This window comes from Actinoplanes sp. NPDC051405 (genome assembly GCF_055586185.1).
The window spans coordinates 106,531-130,325 of sequence record NZ_JBVJIR010000010.1 but is presented as its reverse complement, the minus strand read 5'-3'; the positions used below and the strand labels follow the sequence as shown (position 1 = coordinate 130,325).

At 72.5% G+C, this 23,795-nt stretch carries 23 protein-coding genes and 1 tRNA gene; 5 read left to right on the top strand and 19 right to left on the bottom strand.

Translation table 11 applies throughout. From position 1 onward, the window contains the following. The first annotated feature begins 11 nt into the window (after positions 1-11). On the top strand, positions 12-1,271 hold the full coding sequence (locus tag ACZ6S4_RS22205) for an NHL repeat-containing protein (RefSeq protein WP_465476753.1): 1,260 nt from the start codon (positions 12-14) through the stop codon (positions 1,269-1,271). On the opposite strand, the gene ACZ6S4_RS22200 is transcribed toward ACZ6S4_RS22205, so the two are convergent. From ACZ6S4_RS22200 to ACZ6S4_RS22160, 9 genes are all read right to left on the bottom strand, one after another. After that, positions 1,268-2,581, bottom strand: a complete 1,314-nt coding sequence (locus ACZ6S4_RS22200) for an FAD-dependent oxidoreductase (RefSeq protein WP_465476752.1) — start codon at positions 2,579-2,581, stop codon at positions 1,268-1,270. The two genes, ACZ6S4_RS22205 and ACZ6S4_RS22200, sit on opposite strands and share 4 nt — an antisense overlap. Before the next feature lie 10 nt (positions 2,582-2,591). Beyond that, positions 2,592-4,127, bottom strand: a complete 1,536-nt coding sequence (gene hutH, locus ACZ6S4_RS22195) for a histidine ammonia-lyase (RefSeq protein WP_465476751.1) — start codon at positions 4,125-4,127, stop codon at positions 2,592-2,594. After that, positions 4,124-5,272: an imidazolonepropionase gene (gene hutI, locus ACZ6S4_RS22190; RefSeq protein ID WP_465476925.1), complete on the bottom strand. Its 1,149-nt coding sequence runs from the start codon at positions 5,270-5,272 to the stop codon at positions 4,124-4,126. The genes hutH and hutI overlap by 4 nt, the downstream gene beginning before the upstream one ends. A gap of 44 nt (positions 5,273-5,316) precedes the next feature. Continuing rightward, on the bottom strand, positions 5,317-6,600 hold the full coding sequence (locus ACZ6S4_RS22185; protein WP_465476750.1) for a formimidoylglutamate deiminase: 1,284 nt from the start codon (positions 6,598-6,600) through the stop codon (positions 5,317-5,319). Further along, positions 6,597-7,775: an allantoate amidohydrolase gene (locus ACZ6S4_RS22180; protein ID WP_465476749.1), complete on the bottom strand. Its 1,179-nt coding sequence runs from the start codon at positions 7,773-7,775 to the stop codon at positions 6,597-6,599. The genes ACZ6S4_RS22185 and ACZ6S4_RS22180 overlap by 4 nt, the downstream gene beginning before the upstream one ends. Continuing rightward, positions 7,772-9,451, bottom strand: a complete 1,680-nt coding sequence (hutU, locus tag ACZ6S4_RS22175; RefSeq protein WP_465476748.1) for a urocanate hydratase — start codon at positions 9,449-9,451, stop codon at positions 7,772-7,774. The genes ACZ6S4_RS22180 and hutU overlap by 4 nt, the downstream gene beginning before the upstream one ends. A gap of 11 nt (positions 9,452-9,462) precedes the next feature. After that, positions 9,463-10,311 carry a MurR/RpiR family transcriptional regulator gene (locus tag ACZ6S4_RS22170; RefSeq protein WP_465476747.1) on the bottom strand — a complete coding sequence of 283 codons (849 nt, stop codon included), beginning with the start codon at positions 10,309-10,311 and terminating at the stop codon, positions 9,463-9,465. Between the two features lie 82 nt (positions 10,312-10,393). Then, on the bottom strand, positions 10,394-11,023 hold the full coding sequence (locus ACZ6S4_RS22165) for a hypothetical protein (RefSeq protein WP_465476746.1): 630 nt from the start codon (positions 11,021-11,023) through the stop codon (positions 10,394-10,396). Positions 11,024-11,190: 167 nt separating this feature from the next. Then, entirely contained in the window at positions 11,191-11,826 is a 636-nt protein-coding gene (locus tag ACZ6S4_RS22160; protein ID WP_465476745.1) for an outer membrane protein assembly factor BamB family protein, read from the bottom strand. A gap of 35 nt (positions 11,827-11,861) precedes the next feature. Here ACZ6S4_RS22160 and ACZ6S4_RS22155 point away from each other — a divergent pair, with 35 nt between their 5' ends. Continuing rightward, complete coding sequence (locus tag ACZ6S4_RS22155; protein WP_465476744.1) at positions 11,862-12,692, top strand: AAA family ATPase; 831 nt, start codon at positions 11,862-11,864, stop codon at positions 12,690-12,692. Here the strand turns inward: ACZ6S4_RS22155 and ACZ6S4_RS22150 are convergent. Beyond that, entirely contained in the window at positions 12,680-14,092 is a 1,413-nt protein-coding gene (locus ACZ6S4_RS22150; RefSeq protein WP_465476743.1) for an aminotransferase-like domain-containing protein, read from the bottom strand. The genes ACZ6S4_RS22155 and ACZ6S4_RS22150 overlap by 13 nt on opposite strands. Here ACZ6S4_RS22150 and ACZ6S4_RS22145 point away from each other — a divergent pair. The 3 genes from ACZ6S4_RS22145 to ACZ6S4_RS22135 are packed head-to-tail and all read left to right on the top strand — an operon-like array spanning position 14,091 to position 16,818. After that, positions 14,091-14,996, top strand: coding sequence for a DMT family transporter (locus ACZ6S4_RS22145; RefSeq protein WP_465476742.1), 906 nt, complete (start codon positions 14,091-14,093; stop codon positions 14,994-14,996). The two genes, ACZ6S4_RS22150 and ACZ6S4_RS22145, sit on opposite strands and share 2 nt — an antisense overlap. A 39-nt stretch (positions 14,997-15,035) precedes the next feature. Then, a complete protein-coding gene (locus tag ACZ6S4_RS22140; RefSeq protein ID WP_465476741.1) occupies positions 15,036-15,839 on the top strand; it encodes an MOSC domain-containing protein in 804 nt (267 codons plus the stop codon). A gap of 43 nt (positions 15,840-15,882) precedes the next feature. Then, a complete protein-coding gene (locus ACZ6S4_RS22135) occupies positions 15,883-16,818 on the top strand; it encodes an expansin EXLX1 family cellulose-binding protein (RefSeq protein ID WP_465476740.1) in 936 nt (311 codons plus the stop codon). Here the strand turns inward: ACZ6S4_RS22135 and ACZ6S4_RS22130 are convergent. The 9 genes from ACZ6S4_RS22130 to ACZ6S4_RS22090 all read right to left on the bottom strand — a co-directional run bounded on the left by ACZ6S4_RS22130 (position 16,755) and on the right by ACZ6S4_RS22090 (position 23,606). Next, entirely contained in the window at positions 16,755-17,333 is a 579-nt protein-coding gene (locus ACZ6S4_RS22130) for a GNAT family N-acetyltransferase (protein ID WP_465476739.1), read from the bottom strand. The two genes, ACZ6S4_RS22135 and ACZ6S4_RS22130, sit on opposite strands and share 64 nt — an antisense overlap. Positions 17,334-17,403: 70 nt before the next feature. Beyond that, a tRNA-Leu gene (locus tag ACZ6S4_RS22125) sits at positions 17,404-17,487 on the bottom strand. 35 nt (positions 17,488-17,522) lie between these two features. Next, on the bottom strand, positions 17,523-18,128 hold the full coding sequence (locus tag ACZ6S4_RS22120) for a helix-turn-helix domain-containing protein (protein ID WP_465476738.1): 606 nt from the start codon (positions 18,126-18,128) through the stop codon (positions 17,523-17,525). A 454-nt stretch (positions 18,129-18,582) separates the two neighbouring features. Then, positions 18,583-20,232 carry a methyl-accepting chemotaxis protein gene (locus tag ACZ6S4_RS22115; RefSeq protein ID WP_465476737.1) on the bottom strand — a complete coding sequence of 550 codons (1,650 nt, stop codon included), beginning with the start codon at positions 20,230-20,232 and terminating at the stop codon, positions 18,583-18,585. Between the two features lie 82 nt (positions 20,233-20,314). Further along, positions 20,315-20,785, bottom strand: coding sequence for a thioredoxin-dependent thiol peroxidase (bcp, locus tag ACZ6S4_RS22110; protein ID WP_465476736.1), 471 nt, complete (start codon positions 20,783-20,785; stop codon positions 20,315-20,317). Next, positions 20,778-21,764, bottom strand: a complete 987-nt coding sequence (locus tag ACZ6S4_RS22105) for a hypothetical protein (protein ID WP_465476735.1) — start codon at positions 21,762-21,764, stop codon at positions 20,778-20,780. The genes bcp and ACZ6S4_RS22105 overlap by 8 nt, the downstream gene beginning before the upstream one ends. Further along, complete coding sequence (locus ACZ6S4_RS22100) at positions 21,761-22,486, bottom strand: DsbA family protein (RefSeq protein WP_465476734.1); 726 nt, start codon at positions 22,484-22,486, stop codon at positions 21,761-21,763. Before ACZ6S4_RS22100 ends, ACZ6S4_RS22105 begins: the two co-directional genes overlap by 4 nt. After that, entirely contained in the window at positions 22,483-22,974 is a 492-nt protein-coding gene (locus ACZ6S4_RS22095) for a MauE/DoxX family redox-associated membrane protein (protein WP_465476924.1), read from the bottom strand. Before ACZ6S4_RS22095 ends, ACZ6S4_RS22100 begins: the two co-directional genes overlap by 4 nt. 92 nt (positions 22,975-23,066) lie before the next feature. Beyond that, positions 23,067-23,606: a sigma-70 family RNA polymerase sigma factor gene (locus tag ACZ6S4_RS22090; RefSeq protein WP_465476733.1), complete on the bottom strand. Its 540-nt coding sequence runs from the start codon at positions 23,604-23,606 to the stop codon at positions 23,067-23,069. Positions 23,607-23,795 lie beyond the last annotated feature (189 nt).

Sequence of the window (23,795 nt, the reverse complement as noted above, 5' to 3'; positions counted from 1 at the left end):
ACGATGCCGCCGTGACCAAACGGGGGATGGGTGTCGCGGCCGCACTGGTGCTGGCCGCTGCGGGGTGCACGCCGGGCAGCACGGCGGCGCAGACGGTGGAGCTGGTGGCCGGTGGCGGCGAGGCCGACGGTGGCCCGGCCGCGGACGCGTTCATCGACGGCCGGCTCGTGGACATGACGATCGACCGGGCCGGGACGCTGCGGGTGCTGACCGAGACCAACGCGGTCGCCACCATGTGGACGGTGCAGGACGGCAAGCTGTCCCATGTGGCGGTGCCCGGTTTCCGAGCCGAGTACGTGAGCCAGCTGACGACCGGCCCGGACGGTGCCGTCTACGTCGCCCTGTGGAACGGCGAGGGCGGCGTCTGGCAGATCACGCCGGAGGGCAAGGCCACCCAGCGGCTGGGCATCGACCGCGACACCTACCGGGGTGACCGCAAGCCGCCGGCCGACGGTGCCGCGGCGGACGGCGCCTACCTGCGGTATCTGCACGGTGTCGCGGTCGGGCCGGACAACCGGATGTACTTCGCCGAGGAACGCAACGACCCGACGACCCACCAGCTGGTCCGTACGGTCGACGGCGGCAAGATCAAAACAGTGCTGGGGCGGGACCTGGCCGGGCTCACCGCGCGGCAGTGGCGCTCCGCGCGTACCCGGGAGGGCGGTTTCCCGGACGGCACCCCGGCCACGCAGATCGCCCTGGAGGGCGGCCTCAACGACCCGATCGCGATCGGCACCGACGGCACCCTCTACGCCGGGCCCGGCCGGCGCAGCGTCGTCGCGGTCCGCGCGGACGGTTCCGCGCACGAGCTGATCGGCAACGTCGCCGGCGGCGGCCTCGACGGTGCCGTCGACGATCCGGAGAAGCCGTTCGCCGACCGCGGCCAGGCGGCGCAGGCGTCGGTCTGGCTCCGGGGCAGCCGCACCGGCCAGCGCGGCGAGAGCAACGCCAGCCTGGTGACCGACGAGCGCGGCAACGTGTACGTGACCAGCTTCCGCACCGGCGCGGACGACCTGCCGAGCAGGTTCGACTGGACCGGCGACGCCACCGGCCGGCAGCGTGACCTGCTGGTCCAGTCCCGGAAGCGGCGCGACATCGGCGCCGGCACGACCGAGGTGCTGCAGATCCGCCCGGACGGGTCGCTGGCCACCGCGGCCGGTCACGCCGACGCGGCCGCGGTGCACGGCGACTGGCTCTACCTGGCGCGGGCCTTCACCGACGACGAGAGCACCGACCGGGTGCTGGTGGTCCGCACGGCCATCCCGCGCTAACGAGCGCGCCGGCCGCCGAGCCGCAGCGCCCGGATGACCACGCCCGGGCGCAGCAACTCGCTCGGCGGCATGAGCAGCTGTTGCACGCCGAGGTAGATCCGGCTGAGCTCGGGCGATGACTGGGAAGCGACGGCGAGCCGCTTGGAGTACCAGTTGGTGAGGCGGACACCGTGCGGCCGCGGCCCAGCGGTCTGCGGGTACGCGAAGTCGTTGCCGACCGCGAACCGCCACGGGACCGCGATCAACTCCGCGGCGGTCCGGTAGTAGTCGCGGGCGGCGGCGGTCGTCGCGGCGCCATGCCGGTCCAGGGTCTCGCCGAGCGCGCCGGCCGCCATCGCGGCGACCGTCATGCCCTGCCCGTAGATCGGGTTGAAGCTGCACACGGCGTCGCCCACGGTCAGGTATCCGGCCGGGAGCCGGTCCAGCTCCTCGAAGAGCCGGCGGCGGCTGGACCGGAACCGGAACGGAAGAGGCTCCCCGAGCGGCTCAGCCCGCGCGATCAGGTCGGCGACGATCGGGTCGGGCAGGCTCCGGGCGTAGGCCTCGAAGCTCGCCACGTCGCTGGGCACCGGGTCGACATGCCAGCCGCCGACCGCGACCAGCCACCGGTCGTCCTCGATCGGCAGCACCAGCCCGGCCTTCTTCTCGTGCGGCGGCTCGGGCAGCACGAGCGCCGCCTCCCAGCCTTCCAGCTGGCCCGGCCCGCGCCGATAGACCCGGGTGGTGTAGGCGACGCCGATCTCCACCTCGAGCTGTCGTGGTGCCGGCAGGCCGAGCTCGCCGAGCCACCGGTCCGAGCGGCTGTTGCGTCCGGAGCAGTCGACGACGAGGTCGGCGGCGATGCTCTCGCCGGTGTCCAGCACCACCCCGGTGACCGCATCGGCGGCTCCGATCAGGGCGGTCACCGCCACCCCCTCGCGGATGGTCACGGTCGGCTCGGTGGCGACCCGCGCGCGGATCACCGCCTCCAGCAGGGGCCGGCTCACCGAGGTCAGGTCCTGACCCGCCGGCGCGGGGGTGCGGCGGCGGCCGAACCGGTAGTTGCACAGACCGGTCCCGAGGTCGAAGCGCCTGGCGCCGCGGGAGATCAGCTCCTCGCCGACGCCGGGGAACAGCTCGGTCAGCACCCGCAGCCCGGAGATCAGCAGGATGTGCCCGTGCGCGCTCTGCGGGACCCCACGCCGCGGCACCCCGTCGGCCGGCAGCAGGTCCCGGTCGAGGACCGTGACCTGCGCGTACCGCCGGCTCAGCACCCGCGCGACGGTGAGCCCGCCGATGCCCGCCCCGATGACCACCGCTGTGCCGTCCATGGTGGAGAGCCTAGAGCAGCGGCCCGATCGCCTCCTCGATCGCGGCGCGCAGGGCCCGGTCCCCGACGACCGCGCGGGTCTGCTCGATCACCGGGGCCAGGAAGACGTCCGGCCCCGGTTGCCCGGCGAAGCCCTCCAGGGCGGCGACCGCCGCACGGCCGGCCGGTGACGGGCTCAGCGGCGCCCGCAACTGCAGGCCCCGCGTCGCGGCCAGCAGCTCGACGGCGAGCAGGCTGGTCAGGTTGTCCAGGACCGTACGCAGCTTCTTCGCCGCGGCCCAGCCCATCGACACGTGGTCCTCCTGCATGCCGCTGGTGGGCAGGGAGTCCACCGAGGCGGGCGCCGCGAGCCGCCGGTTCTCCGCGACGATCCCGGCCGCCGTGTACTGGGCGATCATCAGGCCCGAGTTGACCCCCGCGTCCGGGGTCAGGAACGGCGGCAGCGTGCGGTTGCGGGTCACGTCGAGCAGCCGGTCGACCCGGCGCTCGGCGATCGCCCCGACCTCAGCGGCGGCGATGGCCAGGAAGTCGGCGGCGAAGCCGAGCGGCGCGCCGTGGAAGTTGCCGGTGGACTCCACCCGGCCGTCCTGCAGCACGACCGGGTTGTCGACCACGGACCGCAGCTCGCGGCCAGCGGTGGTCCACGCGAACTCCAGCGTGTCCCGGGCGGCCCCGGCGACCTGCGGCGCGCAGCGCATCGAGTACGCGTCCTGCACGGCGTGGGCCAGGTCGTCGCGGTGCGAGTCCATGATCGCCGAGTCCTGCAGCAGCCGGTGGATGTTGGCGGCCGAGTCGGACTGCCCGGGGTGCGGCCGGATCGCGTGCAGCTCCGGCAGGAACGGCCGCTCCGAGCCGAGCATCGCCTCGATCGCCAGCGCCGCCGTCACGTCTGCCATGGTGAACAGGTGCCGGGCGTCCTCGATGGCCAGCAGCAGCATGCCGAGCATGCCGTCGGTGCCGTTGATCAGCGCGAGGCCCTCCTTGGCGGCCAGCGTCAGCGGCTGCAGGCCGGTGCCGTGCAGGGCGTCGGCGGCGGCCATCCGGGAGCCGTCCTTGCCCAGCACCCAGCCCTCGCCGAGCAGCACCAGCGCGCAGTGGGCCAGCGGCGCCAGGTCACCGGAGGCGCCCAGCGAGCCGTGCTCGGGGACCCACGGGGTGATGTCGTTGTTGAGCAGGTCGACGAGTCCCTGGGCGAGCAGCGGCCGTACCCCGGACAGGCCCAGGGCCAGCGAGCGCACCCGCAGCAGCATCATCGCCCGCACCACCTCGCGGGGCATGGGGGCGCCGATGCCGGCGGCGTGCGAGCGGATCAGCGCGTGCTGCAGCTCGGCCCGGCGCTCCGGGGCGATGGAGGTGTTGGCCAGCGCGCCGAAGCCGGTCGAGACGCCGTACACCGGGCGGCCGGAGGCCTCGATGGTGTCGACGATGGCCCGGCTGCGGGCCATGGCCGCGTAGGTGGCCTCGGAGAGCTCGACCCGGGCGTCGTGCCGGGCGACGGCGAGGACATCGGCGGCGGTGATTCCGGTGGGTTCGACTGAGACGATCATTGGGGCACTCCGTTGTGCAGCACTGTGCTGATGAGGGGAACACCCGGCCGGTAGGCCAGGTGCAGATACGAGGGCGCGTCGAGGACGGCCAGGTCGGCGCGGGCGCCGGGGCGCAGCACGCCGACGTCGTCGCGGCGCAGGGCCCGGGCGCCGCCCGCGGTCGCGGCCCAGAGGGCCTCGGCGGGCGTCATGCGCATTTCCCGTACGGCGAGAGCCAGGCAGAAGGGCATCGACGACGTGTACGACGACCCGGGGTTGCAGTCGGTCGCCAGCGCCACGGTCACCCCGGCGTCGAGCAGCCGGCGGGCATCCGGGTACGGCGACCGGGTCGAGAACTCGGCCCCGGGCAGCAGCGTCGCCACCGTCCCGGAACCGGCGAGGGCGTCCACGTCAGCGTCGCTCAGATGCGTGCAGTGGTCGGCACTGGCGGCACCGAGCTCGACCGCCAGCCGCACGCCCGGCCCGGCGGTGAGCTGGTTGGCGTGCACGCGCAGCCCCAGCCCGGCCTTCGCGCCCGCGGTCAGCACCGCCCGGGCCTGGTCACCGTCGAAGGCGCCCCGGTCGCAGAACACGTCGATCCACCGGGCGTACGGTGCGGCGGCGGTCAGCATCGGGCCGCTGACCAGGTCCACGTAGCCGTCCGGGTCGTCGGCGTACTCGGCCGGGACGACGTGCGCGCCCAGGAACGTCGTCTCGTCGGTCAGGTGCCGGGCGATCCGCAGGGTGCGGGCCTCGTCGGCGACGCTGAGGCCGTACCCGCTCTTGATCTCGATGGTGGTCGTGCCCTGCCGCCGCGCCTCTGCGACCAGCCGGCTCGCCGCGGCCAGCAGGGTGCCGTCATCGGCCGCGCGGGTGGCGGCGACCGTGGTGCGGATGCCGCCGCCGGTGTACGGCTCGCCGTTCATCCGGGCCGCGAACTCCCCGGCCCGGTCGCCGGCGAAGACCAGGTGGGCGTGGCTGTCCACGAAGCCCGGGATGACCGCGGCGCCGTCGGTGTCGAGGCGCTCGTCGGCCGCGGGCGCGTCGCGCATCGGGCCCACCCAGGCGATCCGGTCGCCCTCGACGACCACCGCCGCGTCCGCCAGGACACCCAGCTCGGGATCGTTGGTGACGAGTTCACCGATGCCGCCGATCAGCAGGCTCATGTCGGGCTCGCCGGCCCGAGTCTGCTCGCTTCCGGTGCAGTCGGTCATGCCAAGGCCTCCCGCAGCGCGGCCGGGACGTCGAACGCGGTGTGCCGGCCGCCGTCCACGATGAGGCGGCCGTCCGCGACCACGTGGGTCACGTCGGCCGCGGTGGCCGCGAAGACCAGGCCGGCCGGGTCGACGCCCGCGGTGCGCACGCTCTCCAGCGACACCGCGACCAGGTCGGCGCGCCGGCCGGCCGCGATCGTGCCGGCGTCGTCCCAGCCCAGCGCCGCGTGACCGGTGGCCGTCGCGGCGGTCAGCAGCTCAGCGGCGGTGAAGTGACCGCGGCGCTCGGTGGCGAGCCGCTCGTCGAGCTCGACGCCGCGGGCCTCCTCGAAGAGGTCGATGACCGCCTGGCTGTCGCTGCCCAGGCTGAGCCGGGCGCCCGCGTCGGCCAGCGCCCGGGCCGGGCCGATGCCGTCGGCCAGATCACGTTCGGTGCTCGGGCACAGGCAGACGTGCTGCCCGGCGAGGATCCGCAGGTCGGCGGGGGACAGGTGGGTGGCGTGCACCGCGGTCGTCATGGGCTGCCAGACGCCCGTGCTGTCGAGCAGTTCGGTGGGCGAACAGCCGTGCACGGCCTGGCACTGCTCGTTCTCGGCGCGCTGCTCCGAGAGGTGGACGTGCACCGGCAGCCCGTCGGTGCGGTGCGCGAACGTCGCCATCCCGTCGACCGGCGCCGCCCGTACCGAGTGCAGGGCCGCGCCGATCTTCACGCCCGCGCTCGCGCGCAGCCCGTCGAAACGCGTGGCCCAGCCGTCGTAGTCGCCGTCACCGAAGCGCCGCTGGACGCCTTCGAGCGGCTTACCGTCCACGCCGGACGTCAGATAGACAGTGTCCAGCAGAGTGATCCGGATGCCGGCTTCCCGGGCCGCCTCGATCAGCGCGTGGCCCATCGCGTTCGGGTCGGCGTAGGGCGTGCCGTCCGGGCCGTGGTGCAGGTAGTGGAACTCGCCCACGCAGGTGATCCCGGCCAGGGCCATCTCGCCGTAGACCGCCCGGGCCAGGGCGAAGTAGCTGTCCGGGTCGAGCCGGCCGGCCACCTCGTACATCAGCTCGCGCCAGGTCCAGAAACTGCCGCGGTCACCGTGGGTGCGACCGCGCAGAGCCCGGTGGAACGCGTGCGAGTGCGCGTTGGCCAGCCCGGGCAGCACGAGCCCGGGCAACAGGGTGCCGGTGGGGGCCGCGCCCGGGGTGACGGTGGCGAAGCGCCCGTCCTCGATCTCGATGCGGACATCGCGCGCGACCGTCCCGCCGACCCAGGCGTACTGCGCGAAGTACGTCATGCCGCGAGCTCCCCGAGCACGGTGGCCAGCGCCTCGACGCCGGCCGTGCAGTCGGCGTCGGTGGCGTGCTCGGCCGGGGAGTGCGAGACGCCGGTCGGGTTGCGGACGAACAGCATCGCGGTCGGCACGTGCGCGGACAGCACCCCGGCGTCGTGACCGGCGCCGGTCGGCAGGATCGGTGCGTCACCCAGCAACGTGGACAGCCGCGTCGCCAGCGTGGTGTCGAAGGCCACCTCGGGGGAGGCTGATTCGGGTTCGACGCTGACCTGCGTACCGTCGTCGGCCGCGCGCCCGACCGCCCGCTTGACGATGGTCTCGACCAGCCGGTCCATGGTGGCGGTGTCCGCCGCCCGGGCGTCCAGCCAGGCGCGGACCAGCGACGGGATCGCGTTGGTGGCGTTGGGCTGCACCGAGACGCGGGCGATGGTGGCCAGCGCCCCGGCCAGCCGGGCCTCCTCGTTGGCCGCCAGTACGGTGGCCGCGAAGGTCAGCATCGGGTCGTGCCGGTCGGCCATCCGGGTGGTGCCGGCGTGGTCGCCGTGGCCGGTGAAGTCCAGCCGCCAGCGGCCGTGCGGCCAGATCGCGCTCGCGACACCGACCGGCACCTCCAGCGCCCGGCCCTGCTCGATGTGCAGCTCCACGACGGCGCCGACCCGGCTCGCCAGCGCGGGCAGCGCCCCGGCCGGGCGGCCACCCAGCGCCTCGCCGAAGGTCACCCCGTCGGCGTCACACAGCGCGGCGGCGGCGTCCGGGTCGATCGCGCCGGTCAGCAGCCGGGAACCGAGGCAGGGCAGGCCGAAGCGGCCACCCTCCTCCTCGACGAACGCGGCCACGCCGATCGGTCGGGCCGGGGTCACGCCGGCGGCCCGGAGCCGGTCGACGGCCAGGAACGCGCTGACGATGCCGAGCGGGCCGTCGTATCCGCCGCCGTGCGGGACCGAGTCGAAGTGCGAGCCGGTCAGCACGGTGCCGGGACCCCACTGGCGGCCCCACCAGGCGAACAGGTTGCCGTTGCCGTCGTCGGTGACCGTCATGTCGCGGCGGTCGGCCTGGTTGCGGAACCAGTCGCGCAGGATCAGCTCGGGGTCGCTGAGGGCGTACCGCAGATAACCGCCGGTCCGGTCGCGGCCGATGGGCGCGATCTCGGCCCAGAGCCGCGGGAAGGCCGCGGTCATTGTTGGTTTCCCTTCGGTTTTCCGCCGCGGGTCGGCTCTGCCTTGTCTCCGTCCCGCATGGGGATGTGCACGGAGGCCGCGGCGGCGGACTCGTAGCCGGCGTCGACGTGCCGGATCACGCCCATGCCCGGGTCGTTGGTGAGCACGCGTTCGATCTTCTGCCCGGCCAGGGCGGTGCCGTCGGCGACGCAGACCTGCCCGGCGTGGATCGACCGGCCGATGCCGACGCCGCCGCCGTGATGGATGGACACCCAGCTCGCCCCGCTCGCCGTGTTGATCATCGCGTTCAGCAGCGGCCAGTCGGCGATCGCGTCCGAGCCGTCCAGCATCGCCTCGGTCTCCCGGTACGGCGAGGCCACCGACCCGGCGTCGAGGTGGTCGCGCCCGATGACCAGCGGCGCGGAGACCTCGCCGCGCGTCACCATGTCGTTGAACCGCACCCCGGCCTTGTCCCGTTCGCCGTAGCCGAGCCAGCAGATCCGCGCCGGCAGCCCCTGGAAGGCGACCCGCTCGCCGGCCAGCCTGATCCACCGGGCCAGCGGCTCGTTGTCCGGGAACAGCTCCAGCACGGCCCGGTCGGTGGCGGCGATGTCGGCCGGGTCGCCGGACAGCGCGGCCCAGCGGAACGGCCCCTTGCCCTCGGCGAACAACGGCCGGATGTACGCGGGCACGAACCCGGGGAACGCGAACGCCCGGTCGTACCCGCCGAGCTGGGCCTCGCCGCGGATGGAGTTGCCGTAGTCGAACACCTCGGCGCCGGCGTCGAGGAAGCCGACCATCGCCTCGACGTGCCGGGCCATGCTCTCCCGGGCCCGGTCGGTGAACTCCTCGGGCTTGGCGGCCGCGTAGTCGGCGGCGTCACCCGGGTCGATGCCGATCGGCACGTAGCTCAGCGGGTCGTGCGCGCTGGTCTGGTCGGTGACGATGTCGATCGCCACGCCCCGGCGCAGCAGCTCGGGGAATACCTCGGCGGCGTTGCCGGCGACCCCGATGCTGACCGCCTTGCGGTCCCGTTTGGCCGCCTCGGCCTGCCGGACGGCGTCGTCCAGGTCGGCCGCCACCGTGTCCAGGTAGCGGTCCTTGACCCGGCGCCGCAGCCGCGACTCGTCGACGTCCACGATCAGGCAGACGCCGCCGTTCATGGTGACCGCGAGCGGCTGGGCGCCACCCATGCCGCCGCAGCCGGCGGTCAGCGTCAACGTGCCGGCGAGGTCGCCGCCGAACCGCTTCGCCGCCACGGCCGCGAACGTCTCGTAGGTGCCCTGCAGGATGCCCTGGGTGCCGATGTAGATCCAGGAGCCGGCGGTCATCTGGCCGTACATGGTCAGGCCGAGCTGCTCGAGGCGGCGGAACTCCGGCCAGGTCGCCCAGTCGCCGACGAGGTTGGAGTTGGCCAGCAGCACCCGCGGCGCCCACTCGTGGGTGCGGAACACCCCGACCGGCTTGCCCGACTGCACCAGCAGCGTCTCGTCGTCGGCCAGCACGTCCAGCTCCCGGACGATCGCGTGCAACGACGGCCAGTTCCGGGCGGCGCGCCCGGTGCCGCCGTAGACGACCAGGTCGTCGGGGCGCTCGGCCACGTCGGGGTCGAGGTTGTTGAGCAACATCCGCTTGGCGGCCTCCTGCGGCCACCCCTTGGCGGTACGGGTGGTGCCCCGTGGCGCTCGCACTGACATACCGAACTCCTTCACGCTTCGAAGATGTGGCGGCGGGAGGCGATCGCCTCGAACTCCTCCAGGCGGCGCTGGGCCTGCTCGGGCGCGGCGTCGCACATCGCCTGGAGCAGCACCATGGCCATGGCCATCGGCCCGGTGTGCAGGTCGAACACCAGCTGGGTGCCGACCGGGGCGGGCAGCACCACGTCGGCGTGCGCGGCGGCCGGGCTCACCGCCGAGTCGGTGAGCGCGACGACGGCCAGACCGGCGGCCCCGGCCTCGCGGATGACGTCGAGGGTCTCCCGCGGATAGCGCGGCAGCACAATCGCCAGCATCGCGGTCGCACCGGCCGCGCGGGCCTGATCGAGCCGATCCAGCAGCATCGTGCCGCCGTCGTCGAGCACCCGGACGTCCGGCTGCACCTTGGCGGCGAAATACCCGAAATACGCTGCCAGCGGCCCGGCGGCGCGCAGCCCCAGCACCGGCAGGGGACGGCTGGCCGCGAGCAGCCGGGCGGCCTGCTGGACGGCGTCGAGGCTGCTCAACTGGTCGGCCATGCGTTCCAGATGCTGGGTCTCGGCCCGCAGGGCCCGCTGCACGGGGTTGTCCCCGCTGTCGGCGGGGGCGGTGCCGACCCCGACCAGGGCGCGCAGCTCGCGCCGCAGTGCGGGATAGCCGGCGTAGCCCAGGGCCATGGCGAACCGGGTGACCGACGGCTGGCTCACCCCGGCCAGCTCAGCGACCTCGGCGGCGGAGAGATAGGCGGCGGAGGGCGCGTGCTGCACGAGGCTGTGCGCGATCCGCCGCTGCGTCGGGGTGAGCCGGGCGCCCTGGAAGAGATCCACCACCCGCTCGGCCGTCCTGGCCGCTCCGTCATTCACCCCAGCAGCCTATGCATGAAAACTTTCAGAGCGCTACCCCTGTCGCCGATCCGGCTGGTTCGCCACACCGGCGCCGGCCGCGTCAGCTGCCGAGAGGTGCGCTGATCTGCAGACGCCTGTCCACCGCATCAACGAGCAGATCAGCCGGCCGGGGGTCGAGGTCATGCGCCCAGGGACGCATGGCGGCCAGGAAACCGGCGAGATCCTCCTGCACCGCACCCAGCAATGTCGGCAAGGCATCGCGTGGCACGTCGATATGTGGTTTGCCGGGGTCCGGCCGCTGCCCTGAAGGAAGGTGACCACCGTCCTGCCACAGCCGGACCACGGAACCGCGGTGCTCCATCAGAACGTCGGGGTCGTGCCCGAGATCGATCACCTCACCGCCGGCGATGCGCAGCCAGTCGCGCCACTCGTCGAGGCCGACGCAGCAACCGGGATCGATGACGACGTCGCCGGCACCGACCCGTAGGCCACCAGGCGCGTAGTCCTCGTCCTCGACGGCCAGATACGCTTCGAGTGCCTCGGTGGCATCCCTCGCAGTGATCGACAAGTCATCCGCGGTGACGCTGCGTCCGATCAGTGCCCACATCACCGTGCCCACCTGCCGAGGCGTCGGCCGGGCCGGGACCGGGAGAAGGTAATCGGTCGGATCAACCGGCCAGAACGGGCAGTCGGCAGCCCATCGCTCCAACATCGGCGTCAGCGTGATCATCCTCAGAGGCTAGTGACCCGGGGTGACGACTGCGCCGGCACCGATCCGCTCGGGCCTTCGGGCCGGGCCTTCCGCCTGGGCCTTCCGCCTAGGCCTTCCGCCTGGGCCTTCCGCCCGGGCCTTCCGGCCGGGCCTTCCTGCCCAGGCCGCACGCCCGGTCGCAGCGGCTACACCAGCCGGCGGATCTCGCCGTACGCCCGGTAGAAGCCGCCGCGGCTCGCCTCGCGGATCCCGGTCACGACGTAGCGGCTGCCGTGCTCGCGGATGCCCTTCGGGAACTGGACCTGCCAGTCGCGGTGGTAGCCCGACGACACGACCCGGATCCGCAGCCGCCCACCCTCGTCGACGCACTCGACCACCACACCGCCCGCCACGTCGTGGACGATCTCCACAGTGGTCGACGGAACGACCGCCGACATGCGCGGCGGCGCCTTCACGTCGACCATCTGCGGAACGCTGCCGCCGACCGCCGACCGGATCGCCTCCTCGCTCGCGTCGATGCACGCCAAGGAGCCGTCGGTGGTCACGATGTAGAGCCGCTCGTCGCGGTACTGCATCGAATACGCCGAGCCGCAGCCCGTGCCCAGCTTCCACAGCCTGGTCCCGGCGGCGTCGAAGCAGTAGATGGACGAGGCACTGTCACCGGCGAAGACGTAACGGCCGTCCGCGGCTGTGGCGCACGAATACACCGCCGCGTCACAGCGGTACGTCTGCCGGGCCGACCCGTCCTTGCCCAGCTCGACCACCTGCCGGGTGGCGGTGCCCGCGTAGAGGGTGTCGCGCTCCTGCCAGCCGAACAGCACCGCGCCGGTGCGGGTGTGCCAGAGCTCGCGCCCGGGTGGCGGTCGACCGGCTGCTGATGATCTGTCGCTGGGAGATGGCCCGCTTCGCCCGCCCGCCGGGGACAGCCGGGGCGTATCCCTTGCGGACCTTCTCACCGATCTTCTTCGCCGCCTCGGCCGTCGCCTTGTCCCGGCTGGTGAAGGACGACTGCCGGGAGCTGCCCCCGCTCATAGAACTTGTGGGCGCCGCCGCCTCGATTGAGGACCCGCGCTCGGCCGGGGCGCGGCGCGGGGAAAGACAAGACTGTTTCCCGGCCGGTCCCGTCGCTACCTTTCCGAGCGTGACCAGCGAAGTGACCATCCTGACCGGCCCGCCCGGCGCGGGGAAGACGACCGTGGCCGAGCTACTCGCCACCGACGCTGACGTCCCCACCGTTCATCTGGTGACCGACATGTTCTACCGCTCGATCCGCGCCGGCTTCGTGCTGCCGTTCCTGCCCGCCGCCCAGCGGCAGAACGAGGTGGTCATCGAAGCGACCGTCGGCACCGTCGGCACGTTCGCGCGCGGCGGTTACGACGTCGTGGTGGACGGGATCGTGGGGCCGTGGTTCCTGCCGCCGTTCCGCGCGCTCGTCGATCGTGCGCAGCTCAAGGTGTCCTATGTGGTCCTGCGGCCCGACCTGACCACGACCTTGGCGCGCGCCACCGCCCGGGCGGGCCACGAGCTGAAGGACGCCGACGCCGTCACCGGCCTGCACGCCGCCTTCGCGCAGCTCGGCAGCCTGGAGGGTCACGCCATCGACACGAGTGTTCTCGACGCGGCGCAGACGGCGGCAGCGGTCCGGCGGGCCGTCGTGTCCGGCGAGTACCGACTTCAGGTGAGCTGACCGGTCAGCGCCCGCCCGAGGATGCGCGCCCCCTCGGCGAAAGCAGCGGGGTTGGGACCCGCATAGTTCAGCCGCACGAACGGGCCGGTCGGTTCGGCCGGGAACCATTCGTTCCCGGGCGCGATGATGAGCCGGGCGGTCTCGCAGTCGGTCGCCAGCCGCCCGAGGTCCGTGCCGTCGGGCATCCGTAACCACAGGTTCAGCCCGCCGGCCGGCACGTGTTCGAGGTCCGCCCGCGGCACGTGTTCGCGGACGGCCGTCACCAGCAGATCGCGGCGGGCACCAAGTTGGTGCCGCAGCCCGCGCAGGTGGGTCTGCCAGGCCGGCTGCGTCACGATGTCGAGTGCCGCCGCCTGGAGCAGACTGCTGACGTACATCGACTCGGCGCCGCGGTCGGCCAGGATGCGGTCGCGGGCCGGGCCGCGGGCGATGACCGCGGCGACGCGGACGGCCGGCGACACGCTCTTGGTCAGCGACCGGAGATAGACGACGTGGCCGCCGTCGTCGCGGGCGGCGACCGGGGCCGCGGTGCCGGTGATGGCGAGGTCGTGGGCCCAGTCGTCTTCGACCAGGAACGCGCGGTGCTGCCGGACCACCTCCAGCACCTGGTCGTGCAGCGCCGCCGGCCACTGCCCGCCGGTCGGGTTGGCGTAGTTCGGCTGTGCATAGAACAGCCGGGCGGAGGTCTCCGCGAACGCCCGCGCGAGATCGTCCGGGTCCGGTCCGGCCGGGCCGCTGGGCACGGGCACGACCCGTACGCCGGCCTGCTGTGCGGCGATGATCGCGCCCCAGTACGTCGGCGACTCCAGCAGCACCGGCTGCCCGGGCCCCACCAGTGCGCGGAACACCGAGCTGAGGCCGCTCTGGCTGCCCGGGAGCACGATGACGTCACTCGGCACCGGCGGCGTGACACCGGCCGGGGTTGCGGCGCCGAGCTCCCGGGCGAACCAGGATTGCAGCTCCGGAAGGCCCGCGACCGGCGGCCGGGAGACGGTGGCGTCCGATCGTGCCGCCCGGGTCAGCGCCGCCCGCACCAGGCGTTCCGGCAGCAGCTCGCGGTCGGGATAGCCGGCGTGCAGGGCGATGACGTCGTGCGGGGTGCTGCGCAAAGCGCTGGAGATCGCCGGGATCCGCGCCCGCGGCGAGCCCAGGGCGGCGGTCTGCCAGCCGTAGTCGGCCGGCCGGGCGATCCGTACCGCCCGGACGAACGTGCCGGCGCCGGGCCGGCTCTCGATGAGTCCCTGGTCGAGCAGGGTGCGTAGCGCGCGCTGCACGGTCACCGGGCCGGCCTGGTGCCGGGCCACCAGCGTCCGGGTGGACGGCAGCCGGGCGCCCGGCGCCGCCGTGGCGATCCACTTCCGCAGATCGTCGACGATGCGCGAACTGCTACTGTCATTCATGAGTGAGCATAGTAGCGCTATCGTCCTTGTCCGCTCGCCGCTATCGGGGCTGTGGTGGGGACTGCTCGGCGTCGCGGCCTTCTCGTTCACCGTCCCGTTCACCCGGGTGGCGGTGGGTGGGCTCTCGCCGCTTTTCATCGGCTCGGGGCGGGCGGTGGTCGCGGCGGCCCTGGCGGCGGTCGCGCTGGTCGTCACCCGCCAGCGCCTGCCCCGCGGCGCGCAGTGGTGGCGGCTGGCGGTGGTCGGCGGCGGCGTCGTGGTGGGCTTCCCCCTGCTGACCTCGTACGCGCTCAGCACCGCCCCGGCCGGCCACAGCGCTGTGGTCATCGCCGTCCTGCCGGCCGCGACCGCGGCCCTGGCCGTGATCCGCGGCCACGAACGCCCACCGCCCGCCTTCTGGGCCGCCGCCGGTCTCGGCGCGGTCGCCGCGCTCGGCTTCGCCTCCGCGCAGAGCGGACTCGGCCGGCTGCACTGGAGCGACCTGCTCCTGTTCGGCGCGGTGCTGTCCGCTGCCATCGGGTACGCCGAAGGCGGCCTCCTGGCCCGCGAACTGGGCGCGTGGCAGACCGTCTCCTGGGCGCTCGTGGTCTGCGCACCGCTCATGCTCACGCTGGCCGTGCTCTCCGCCGTACGGCAAGCCCCGCAGGCGACACCGGTGCAGTGGGCGGCCTTCGCGTACCTGGCCGTGGTCAGCATGTTTCTCGGCTTCTTCGCCTGGTACCACGGGCTGGCCGTCGGACCGATGGCCCAGGTCAGCCAGGTCCAGCTCATCCAGCCCGTGCTGACCATCGCCTGGGCCGGCCTGCTGCTGCGCGAACACCTCTCCGCGGCCACGCTCGTCGGCGGCCTCGTCGTGGTGCTCTGCGCGGCGAGCGCGGTCCGCGTACGCCTCAGTGGCCGATGACGGGCGGCGCTCTCACGCAACCATGCCTACGCTGGGCGGATGCGGATCAGCTCGCTGCACACGTACCCCGTCAAGGGTTGTCACCGCCTCGACCACGACGCGGCGCGGGTGGAGCCGTGGGGCCTCGCCGGCGACCGCCGCTGGATGATCATCGACCCCGACGGGGTCGGCATCACCCAGCGCCAGGCCCCCGAACTCACCGGCCTGCACGCCGTCCCCCGCCCCGGCGGCCTGCTGCTCAACGGCTTCGACGTCGCCGAACCCGAGGACGGCCCCAAGGAGACCCTGCGCGTCTTCAGCTCCAAACCGCCGCTGACCGCCCGGCTCGCCCCGGCCGCCACCGACTTCATCTCCGACTTCCTCGGCCGCCCGGCCCGCCTCGCCTGGCTCGCCGACACCAGCGTGCGGCCGATCCAGACCCACGCCCAGCCCGGCGACCGGGTCAGCTTCGCCGACGGCTACCCGCTGCTGCTCACCAGCATCGCCTCCCTCGACGCCGTCAACGACTGGCTGCTCGAAGCCGGCGACGAACCCGTGCCGATGACCCGCTTCCGGCCCAACGTCGTCATCACCGGCGCCCGCCCCTGGGCCGAGGACAACTGGCTCGGCCACCGCGTCCAGCTCGGCGGCACCACCTTCCGCGCGGCCAAGTCGTGCAGCCGCTGCGTAGTCACCACCGTCGATCAGGAGACCGGCGAAGTGGGCCGGCAACCGCTGCGCGCCCTCGGCCGGCACCGCCGCTACGACGACGGCCTGCTCTTCGGCATCAACCTCATCCCCGACATCTCCCCAGGTGAGACCGAAGTCATCCGGGTGGGGGAGTCTTCCTTAGCTCTGTCTTAGGAGAGTTGCCCGCGGGTGCCGCACCCGCGAAGGATGCGTCAACGTGACTGCTCACCGTCTCCTCGCCCCCCGCTGGCTCGCCACCGGCGGCGCCGTGCTGCTCGCCGGCGTCCTCGGCGTCGCCCTGCTGCTGCAGCACAGCGACCCCGCGTGCGCGGCGCCGCCGAGCAGCGCCAAACACAGCGGCAAGGCGACGTTCTACGACCTCGCCGGCACCCAGGGCAACTGCTCGACCAGAACCCCGGCCGACGACCTGTACGTGGCCCTGGGCAAAGGCGAATACTCCGGCGCGGCGGCGTGCGGCAGCTACATCGACGTCACCGGCCCCAAGGGCAAGGTACGGGTCAAGGTCTTCGACTCCTGCCCCGAATGCCCGGTCGGTCACCTCGACCTGAGCCGCACAGCGTTCAAGAAGATCGGCAAGGAGATCGACGGCATCATCCCGATCACCTACAAGACCGTGCCGAACGCCCCCGCCCCCGGCCCGCTGAGCATCACCTTCGTCGAAGGCACGTCGCAGTACTACTGGGCGATCAGCATCGACAACCACTCCAACGCCATCAAGTCGGTGTCGGCCAAAGGCCCGGGCGGCAGCTTCAAAGCCGCGGCTCAGGAGGACTACAACGTCTGGATCATCGACGGCCGGATGGGCAACGGCCCGTTCCAGGTCAAGATGACCGACATCTACGGCAAGACCATCACGGCCAAGAACATCAAACTGCTCCCGCAGCAGAAGCAGACCACATCGGTACGGTTCGCCAACGGCACCAGCACCAACGTCGAAGCAGCGCCGAAGCCGGCCAAGAAGAAGGCCACGCCGTCCCCGAAGCCGAAGAAGGCATCCCCGTCCCCGAGCGTCACATCCTCGTCGGCGGCGCCGGCCCCGGTGCTGGAAGCGACGGAAGCGGCGCCGGATCAGGCCGGCGACGTGGCGCTGGCCGCGGCGGAACCGGCCGTGAAAGCGGCATCCTGCGGCTGACCCAGATCCAGCCACATGAACAGCTCATCCCGATCATCACCGGGGGCGATGCGCAGCGCACCCGGGACGCGGCCGACCTCGCGATAGCCGAGACGACGGTAGAAACCGTCCAACCCGTGCCCGTCCCGGACGGTGACCTGAAGGCCTGCGAGGCCGAGCCCTGAGGCAACGGCGGCGGCCTCGCGCATGAGGGCAGCGCCGTAGCCCCGGCCCTGACTGCCGGGTAGGACCATGACGCGCTTGAGGACGCGCCAGTGCGCCTTGAGCGGGAACCGGTTGTCGGCGATGAAAAGCAGCGCGACCAGGCGGCCGTCGTCGACGCCGATCAGCAGCCGGTCGATCCCCTGGGCGACTCCGGCGAGGGTGGTCTCGGCAACCGGCCGCACATCATCCTGGGTGACAGGAGCGACGAAACCAACGGCACCGCCGGCGTTGGTGACATCGGTCCAGAGCGTGACGATGTCGGCCCGCAGGGCATCGGTCAACGGCGGATCAAGGACGAACGACAACGGCATGGGGCCATCCTTGCGCCCGCCGATCCGAACGGACCGACGGGCGACCAGGATGGTGCGCGGCACCACACGGTGCGGAAGGGGGGACTTGAACCCCCACTCTCTCTCGAGAACCAAATCCTAAGTCTGGCGCGTCTGCCTGTTCCGCCACTTCCGCCCGATTTGCCCATCTGGGCTATCGTGCCGAACATTCTAGACGGTGGCCGGCGGGTCAAGCTTCGCAGCTGCGGCCTTCCGGTCCTCCGCCTTAGACAATCCGACAGTCTTGAGAATGTTGTGGATCGTCGTTGACGACACGGAGATGCCACCGTCTTCCCCCTGGCGCAGTGCCGCGGCAATGTTCCGGTCGCCCATCGAGGGGTGCTGGAGAGCGAAGGCGACGACGGCATCGCGATGGGCTTGCGAGATCCGGTTGCTGCGCGGACTGCGGGCAAGTGAGCCACGTTCTTTGAGCCGGCGTTGAAGGTTGTAGACATGGTTGCGATCGCAGCCGATCAGTCTCGCGGCGTCTGTCACCGTGACTTCCTTCAGGTCGACGCGCGCCAGCACCTCAACCTTCTCCTCATCGCTGAGTGCCTGGACCGGTCCGCTCAGGTCCACGGCGTTGCCCTGAGCGTCCACCCGAATGGTGCTGGCTGAGGATCGCTGCCGGTTGCGTCCGGCATATGTGGCCGTCTGACCGTGGCAATTCGGGCACAGGAACCGCAGGTTGTCGATGCGGCAATCCCAGAACTGTCCGTCGATGTGATCGACATGCAGGGTAAGGGGCGGCCGTTCCAGCTGTCGCCGATGCCGCATTCCGCGCAGATATACGGGCGGCCCGTTTCCTCCAGGGCTCGCCTGAGGGCCTTCGGCTTCTCGCGCTTGGCCTCCACCGGCCGCAGCACCAGGACCTGGGTGTGGTGGCGCCGCCTCGGACCGCCGCCGTTCTGGGGTAGGCCGAGATGGCGCAGAACCCCGGCCATGGAGGTCGAGGCGGCGACCGCCTCGCTCAGCATTTCCCGGGTGTACTTGACGTAAGCCATGTGGAGTTTGTCCCTACCAGTTCGTGACGACAAAGGCAGGTGGTCGATGTGGTGCACTGACCGGCGGGGGCGCGGCATGGTTCTCGGGGTGACGCCCGACCACTAGTCACGGGTAAAGGCTACTCCGGCACTCATCGCGGTGTCCATCCCGCATGCGCACGGCACGGCGGCCGCCTCGCGGATCGAGCCGCATGACGGCCGCCGTGGGATGGCGGTCCCCGCAGGGATCAGTAGCGGAACATCGCCAGGCTCTGCTGCAGGTCGTGGGCCACCCGGGCGAGTTCGTCCGCCGCCGCGGCCGTGTTCGCCGCCGCGCTCGTCGTTTCCGCCGCCGCTTCGGCCACCTCGGCCACGTTCGAGGAGATCTCGGTGGAGCCCGCGGCCACCTCGCCCACGTTGCGGCCCATCTCGTTGGTGGTCGCGGTCTGTTCCTCGACCGCGGCCGCGATCGCCGTCTGGGTCGCGTTGATCTGGTCGATGACCGCGCCGATCTCGGCGATGGCGGCGACGGCCGCGGTCGAGTCGGTCTGGATCGCGTCGACCCGGGTGCGGATGTCCTCGGTGGCCCGGGCGGTTTCCTGGGCCAGTTCCTTGACCTCGCCGGCCACGACGGCGAAGCCCTTGCCCATCTCGCCGGCGCGGGCCGCCTCGATGGTCGCGTTCAGGGCCAGCAGGTTGGTCTGGGCCGCGATTCCGGTGATGATTTTGATGACCGAGACGATCTCGGCCGAGGACTCGCCGAGTTTGCGCAGGATCGCGTCGGCCTCGCCGGAGATCCGGACCGCCTGGCCGGCCACGTCGGCCGCGTTGGAGGTGCTGCGGGCGATCTCGGTGATCGAGCTGCCGATCTCGTCGGCGCCGGCGGAGACCGTGGCGATGTTGGCGCTGATCTCCTCGGAGGCGGTGGACACCGCGTGGGCGCGGCCGGCCGAGCGGGCCGCGGACGCGTTCATCCGGCCGGCCACGCCGGTGAGGTCCTCCGAGGAGGACGCCAGGGTGGTGACGTTGGTGCCGATGTCGCGCAGGGCCGCGGTGAGCCGGTCGAGGGCGGTGTTGAGCGCCTCGCCCATCCGGCCGACCTCGTCGCGGCCCCTGACCTCGAGGCGCTGGTCCAGGCGGCCTTCGGCGAGTGCTTCGAGGACCTTGACCGTCTGGCCGAGCGGGCGGGCGATGGCCCGGCTGACCACGACGGCGATGACGGCGGCGAAGGCCATGGCGCCGGCGATCAGCGCCAGGATGAGGATGCGGGCCATGGTGGCGTTGCTGCGGGCGTCCGCCATCTGCTGCTGGGCGGCTTTGTCCTCGATGCCGGCCAGGTTGTTCAGCGCCACGGTGATCTTGCTGGTGAGCGGGTCGATGTAGTTGTTCTGTACGCCCAGGTAGGTGCCGAGGCTGTTGGCCGTGGCCGCCGGGACGAGCTGCTGGTCGCGGATCTTGCGGTATTCGGCCAGGCCGGCCGTGAACGCGCCGCGGTCGGTCTCGGTGCCGGCGGCCGGGTTGGCCGTGTACGCCGCCCAGGTGGCGTCGATGTCGCTGTCGAGCCGTTCGATCGCCATCCGCACGTTGCTGACGTCGGCCAGCGGGGAGCGCAGGATCAGTTTGGCGGACAGCGAGGTGGCCTGCTGGACGTCGGCGCGGACCTCGCCGAGCCGGGCGATGGCCTGCACGTTCTCCCGGTACATGGTTTCGAGCCGGTTGTTGGAGCCACGCAGCTGGGCGAGGCCGGTCAGCCCGACCGCGATGACGAGCAGGCTGAGCACGCCGAAGGAGGCGAACAGCTTCTGCGACACCCGCAGGTTCCGCAGCAGACCGCCGCCCTGGCCCTTCTCGCCGGAGGAGGGCCGGGTGCGGGGACGGCGGGGCTTGGCGAGCGGCATCGTCAGTCTCCGGAGGGGCTGGTCAACAGGTGCCGCTCTAATCGGCACCGGCCCTCAGCATCCGCGAAGTTTGCCGCAAAAGTCAGTCGATACCGAGATCCCGGCGCAGCTTGGCGACGTGCCCGGTGGCCTTGACGTTGTAGAAGGCGTGCTCAATGGCGCCGTCGGTGTTGATGACGAACGTGGACCGGATGACGCCGGTCACCGTCTTGCCGTACATCTGCTTCTCACCGAAGGCGCCGTACGCGGTCAGCACGCTCTTGTCCTGGTCGCTGACCAGCGGGAAGGTGATCGAATCGCGCTCGCGGAACTTGGCCAGCTTGGCCGGGACGTCCGGGGAGATGCCGACGACCTCGTAGCCGGCCGCCTGGAGCGAGCCCAGCGAGTCGCGGAAGTCGCACGCCTGGGTGGTGCAGCCGGGGGTCATCGCCGCCGGGTACACGTACAGGATGACCTTGCGGCCGCGGAGGTCCTTCAGCGTCAGGGTGTCGCCGTTGTCGGTGGGCAGGGTGAACTCGGGGGCCGGGTCTCCCGGGGTGAGGCGCTCAGTCATGGTCCGAAGATAGCGGGGCTGCCCGCAGCCGCAGCACGCCCGTCGCCGCCATAGCCACGCCGGCCCCGATCGCGACCAGCACGGCGGCCCGGGCGGTCCAGGACGGGCCGGGGAACGCGACCACGGCCTGGCGGAGAACCCCCGCGTCGGCGAAGCCGCCGAAGACGGTCAGCAGCGCGCCGGCCAGGGCCAGCAAAAACGGCGTACGGCCGCGCAGGGTCAGCACGCCCGCGGCCACGGCCAGCAGCGCCGCCACGATCGCCGGGGCCTGGCCGCCCGCGCCGAGGGTCATCCGCGTCACCGCGTACCCCAGGGTGATCGTGCCCGCGATCAGCGCGACCGGTCCCAGCAGCCGGGCGCGGCGCCGGCCCAGGGCCGTCAGGCCGGCAGCCAGCGCGAGCGCGCCGACCCACCACAGCCAGGCCGGGGGCGGCGGCTCCCAGGTCAGGGTGCCGCGGACCTCGATCATTCGCACGCCGTCGCGCAGCGGCACGACCCAGTCGCTGATCCGGTGGCTGCGGGACGGGTCGGCCTGCGCCTGCGGCGGCAGTTCGTCGTCGAGCCAGCGGGTGCGCTGGTCGTGCCAGCGCACGGTGGTGCCGGTGGAGACGCGGCGCCACTGCGGGGCCGCGGTGGGGGAGGCGCCGGCGGGCACCGGGGTGTCGCCGTCGAGGGTCCGGTTCGTGTACGTGGCCGGCGAGTTCACGTTCTCGTACGTGCCGTCGGGCCGTACCTCCAGGTAGGGCTCCTCCTGGTAACCGAGCACCTCGACCGTACGGCCGGTGTCGTTGACCAGCTCCAGCCGCGCGCCGGCCTCGACGACCCGGACGCTCAGTCCGGGCTCGGCCGGGCTGAGCCCGGTCACCTCCGTGCGGTACGCGGTCGCGTCCGGGCCCTCACCGCCGTGGGCGGAGGCCGGGCCGGCCGGCACGAGCAACGCACCGGCCAGCACGGCGACGAACAGGGTGGTACGCCTCACGCGCCGGCCGCCCCCACCGCGGCGATCAGGGCCTGCGCCGTGGGCGACTCGAGGGCCTTGCCGCCGACCATGACGGTCGGTGTGCTGTTGACCCCGCGCGCGCCCGCGGTGTCGGTCACCTTGGTGGCCCAAGCCTTGTACGTGCCGTTGTCGATCGCGTCGGCGAACGCGGCGTCGGTGAGGCCGACGGATTTGCCCAGCTCGATCAGCTTGGCGTCGTCGAGGCCGGCGCTGCCCTCGGCGGGCTGGTTGGCGAACAGCACCTTGTGGTACTCGGCGAACTTGCCGCCCTGTGCCGCGGCGGCCGAGGCGGCGGCGGCCCGGGTCGAGTATTCGGTGCTGGAGGCGCGGTCCAGGATCGCGATCGGGTGGTACTGCACCGTCACCTTGTTCGCGGCGACGAGCTGGTCGATCGTGCTCGCCGCGCCGGCCTCGAACTGGCCGCAGGCGGGACAGATGAAGTCCTCGTAGATGTCGATCTTCACGGGGCCGGTGCCGACCGCGAAGGCCGTACCCTCGTCGACCGCCACGCTCGGCGTGGTCAGGCCGGCCGTCTTGTCGCTCTCCTGGTTGGCCGCCACGCCCCAGCCGATCAGGCCGACGACGACCAGCAGGACCACGACGCCGAGGCTGGTCCAGAGGGTGACCCGGCGCCGGCGTTCCTTGGCCAGCTGCTCCTGGACGACCCGCTTGGCCTTGGCCTTGTCTCGGTTGCCGCTCACTGTTCCCCCATCAGGACACCATCGATCGAGTAGCGGGTCCGCGGTCGCCACAGCAGGATCCCGGCGAGCAGCAGGAAACCGGCGTCCCGGACGAGATCCCACGTGTACTGCGGGGTCTGCCCCGCGCCCAGCTCCCCGCCCGTGCTGAAGCAGCCGCAGTCGATCTGCAGGCCGCGCGCCCAGGCGGAGATGATGCCGGCGATGAAGATCACCAGCAGGCCGGCGGAGATGCCGGCGCTGAGCCGCACCGCGAGCCCGGCCAGCAGCAGCAGGCCGAGGGCGATCTCCAGGAACGGCTGGGCCGCCCCGATGACCTTCGCCACCTCGTACGGGAAGAGGTCGTAGGCGTTCACCGCCCGGCCTGAAGCGGCCAGGTCACCGACCTTGAGCCCGCCGGCGATCAGCCACACCGCGGCCAGACCCAGCCGGGCGGCCGTGGAGATCCACAGCCAGCCGGTCGTCGTGCGGGCGGACTGCCCGATCTCCATGCTCACGCCCCCTTAGTCGGCGCTCGCCGCCGCCTGGTTCCGTCCTACCGCCTGGGGGTTTGCTGTGTGATGGGCCGAAAGTCCCGGAATGATCAGCTGGCCTGGGCGGCGGCAACCGCGGCGACCAGTTCCTCGCGGGCCCGGGCGACCCGGGAGCGGATGGTGCCCACCGGGACCTCCTCGACCTCCGCGGCCTCGGCGTAGGACATGCCGAGCACCTGGGTGAGCACGAACGCGGTGCGGCGTTCCTCGCCGAGCCGGCTCAGCAGGTCGGCGGCGCCGAGCCGGTGCGCGGGATCCGGCTGCCGCGGCACATCGGCCCAGGCCTGCGCGGCCAGCCGGGCGTCGAGCCGGCGCCGGCGCACCACGGCCCGCAGGTGGTCGGCGCAGGTGCGCCGGGCGATGCCGAGCAGCCAGGTGCGGACCGTGGCCCGGCCCTCGAAGCCGGGCAGCGCCTTGAAGGCGCGCAGGTAGGTCTCCTGGGTGAGATCGTCGGCGGCGCCGGGATCCACCAGCGCGGCGGTGAACCGCCACACCTCGGCCTGGGTGCCGCGCACGAGCGCGGCCTGCGCGTCCGCGTCGCCGCTGCGGGCGGCGAGGGCGAGCGCGGTGAGGGGGTCGGCCGCTGTCACAACCGGAGATGGTACGCCGGAGGAAAATGTCAGAGGTTCCGGGAACTATCGACCCCGTGCCGACGACAATCTCCTGTCCTCACATTTCCGCCCGCCGCGGGCCTGTGCCGCGACCTTGGTGCGGGGGCCGCCGAGCCATCGGGGAGCATTGCCCGCATGACCGTTGATCGACCCGGCGCAATCGAACGA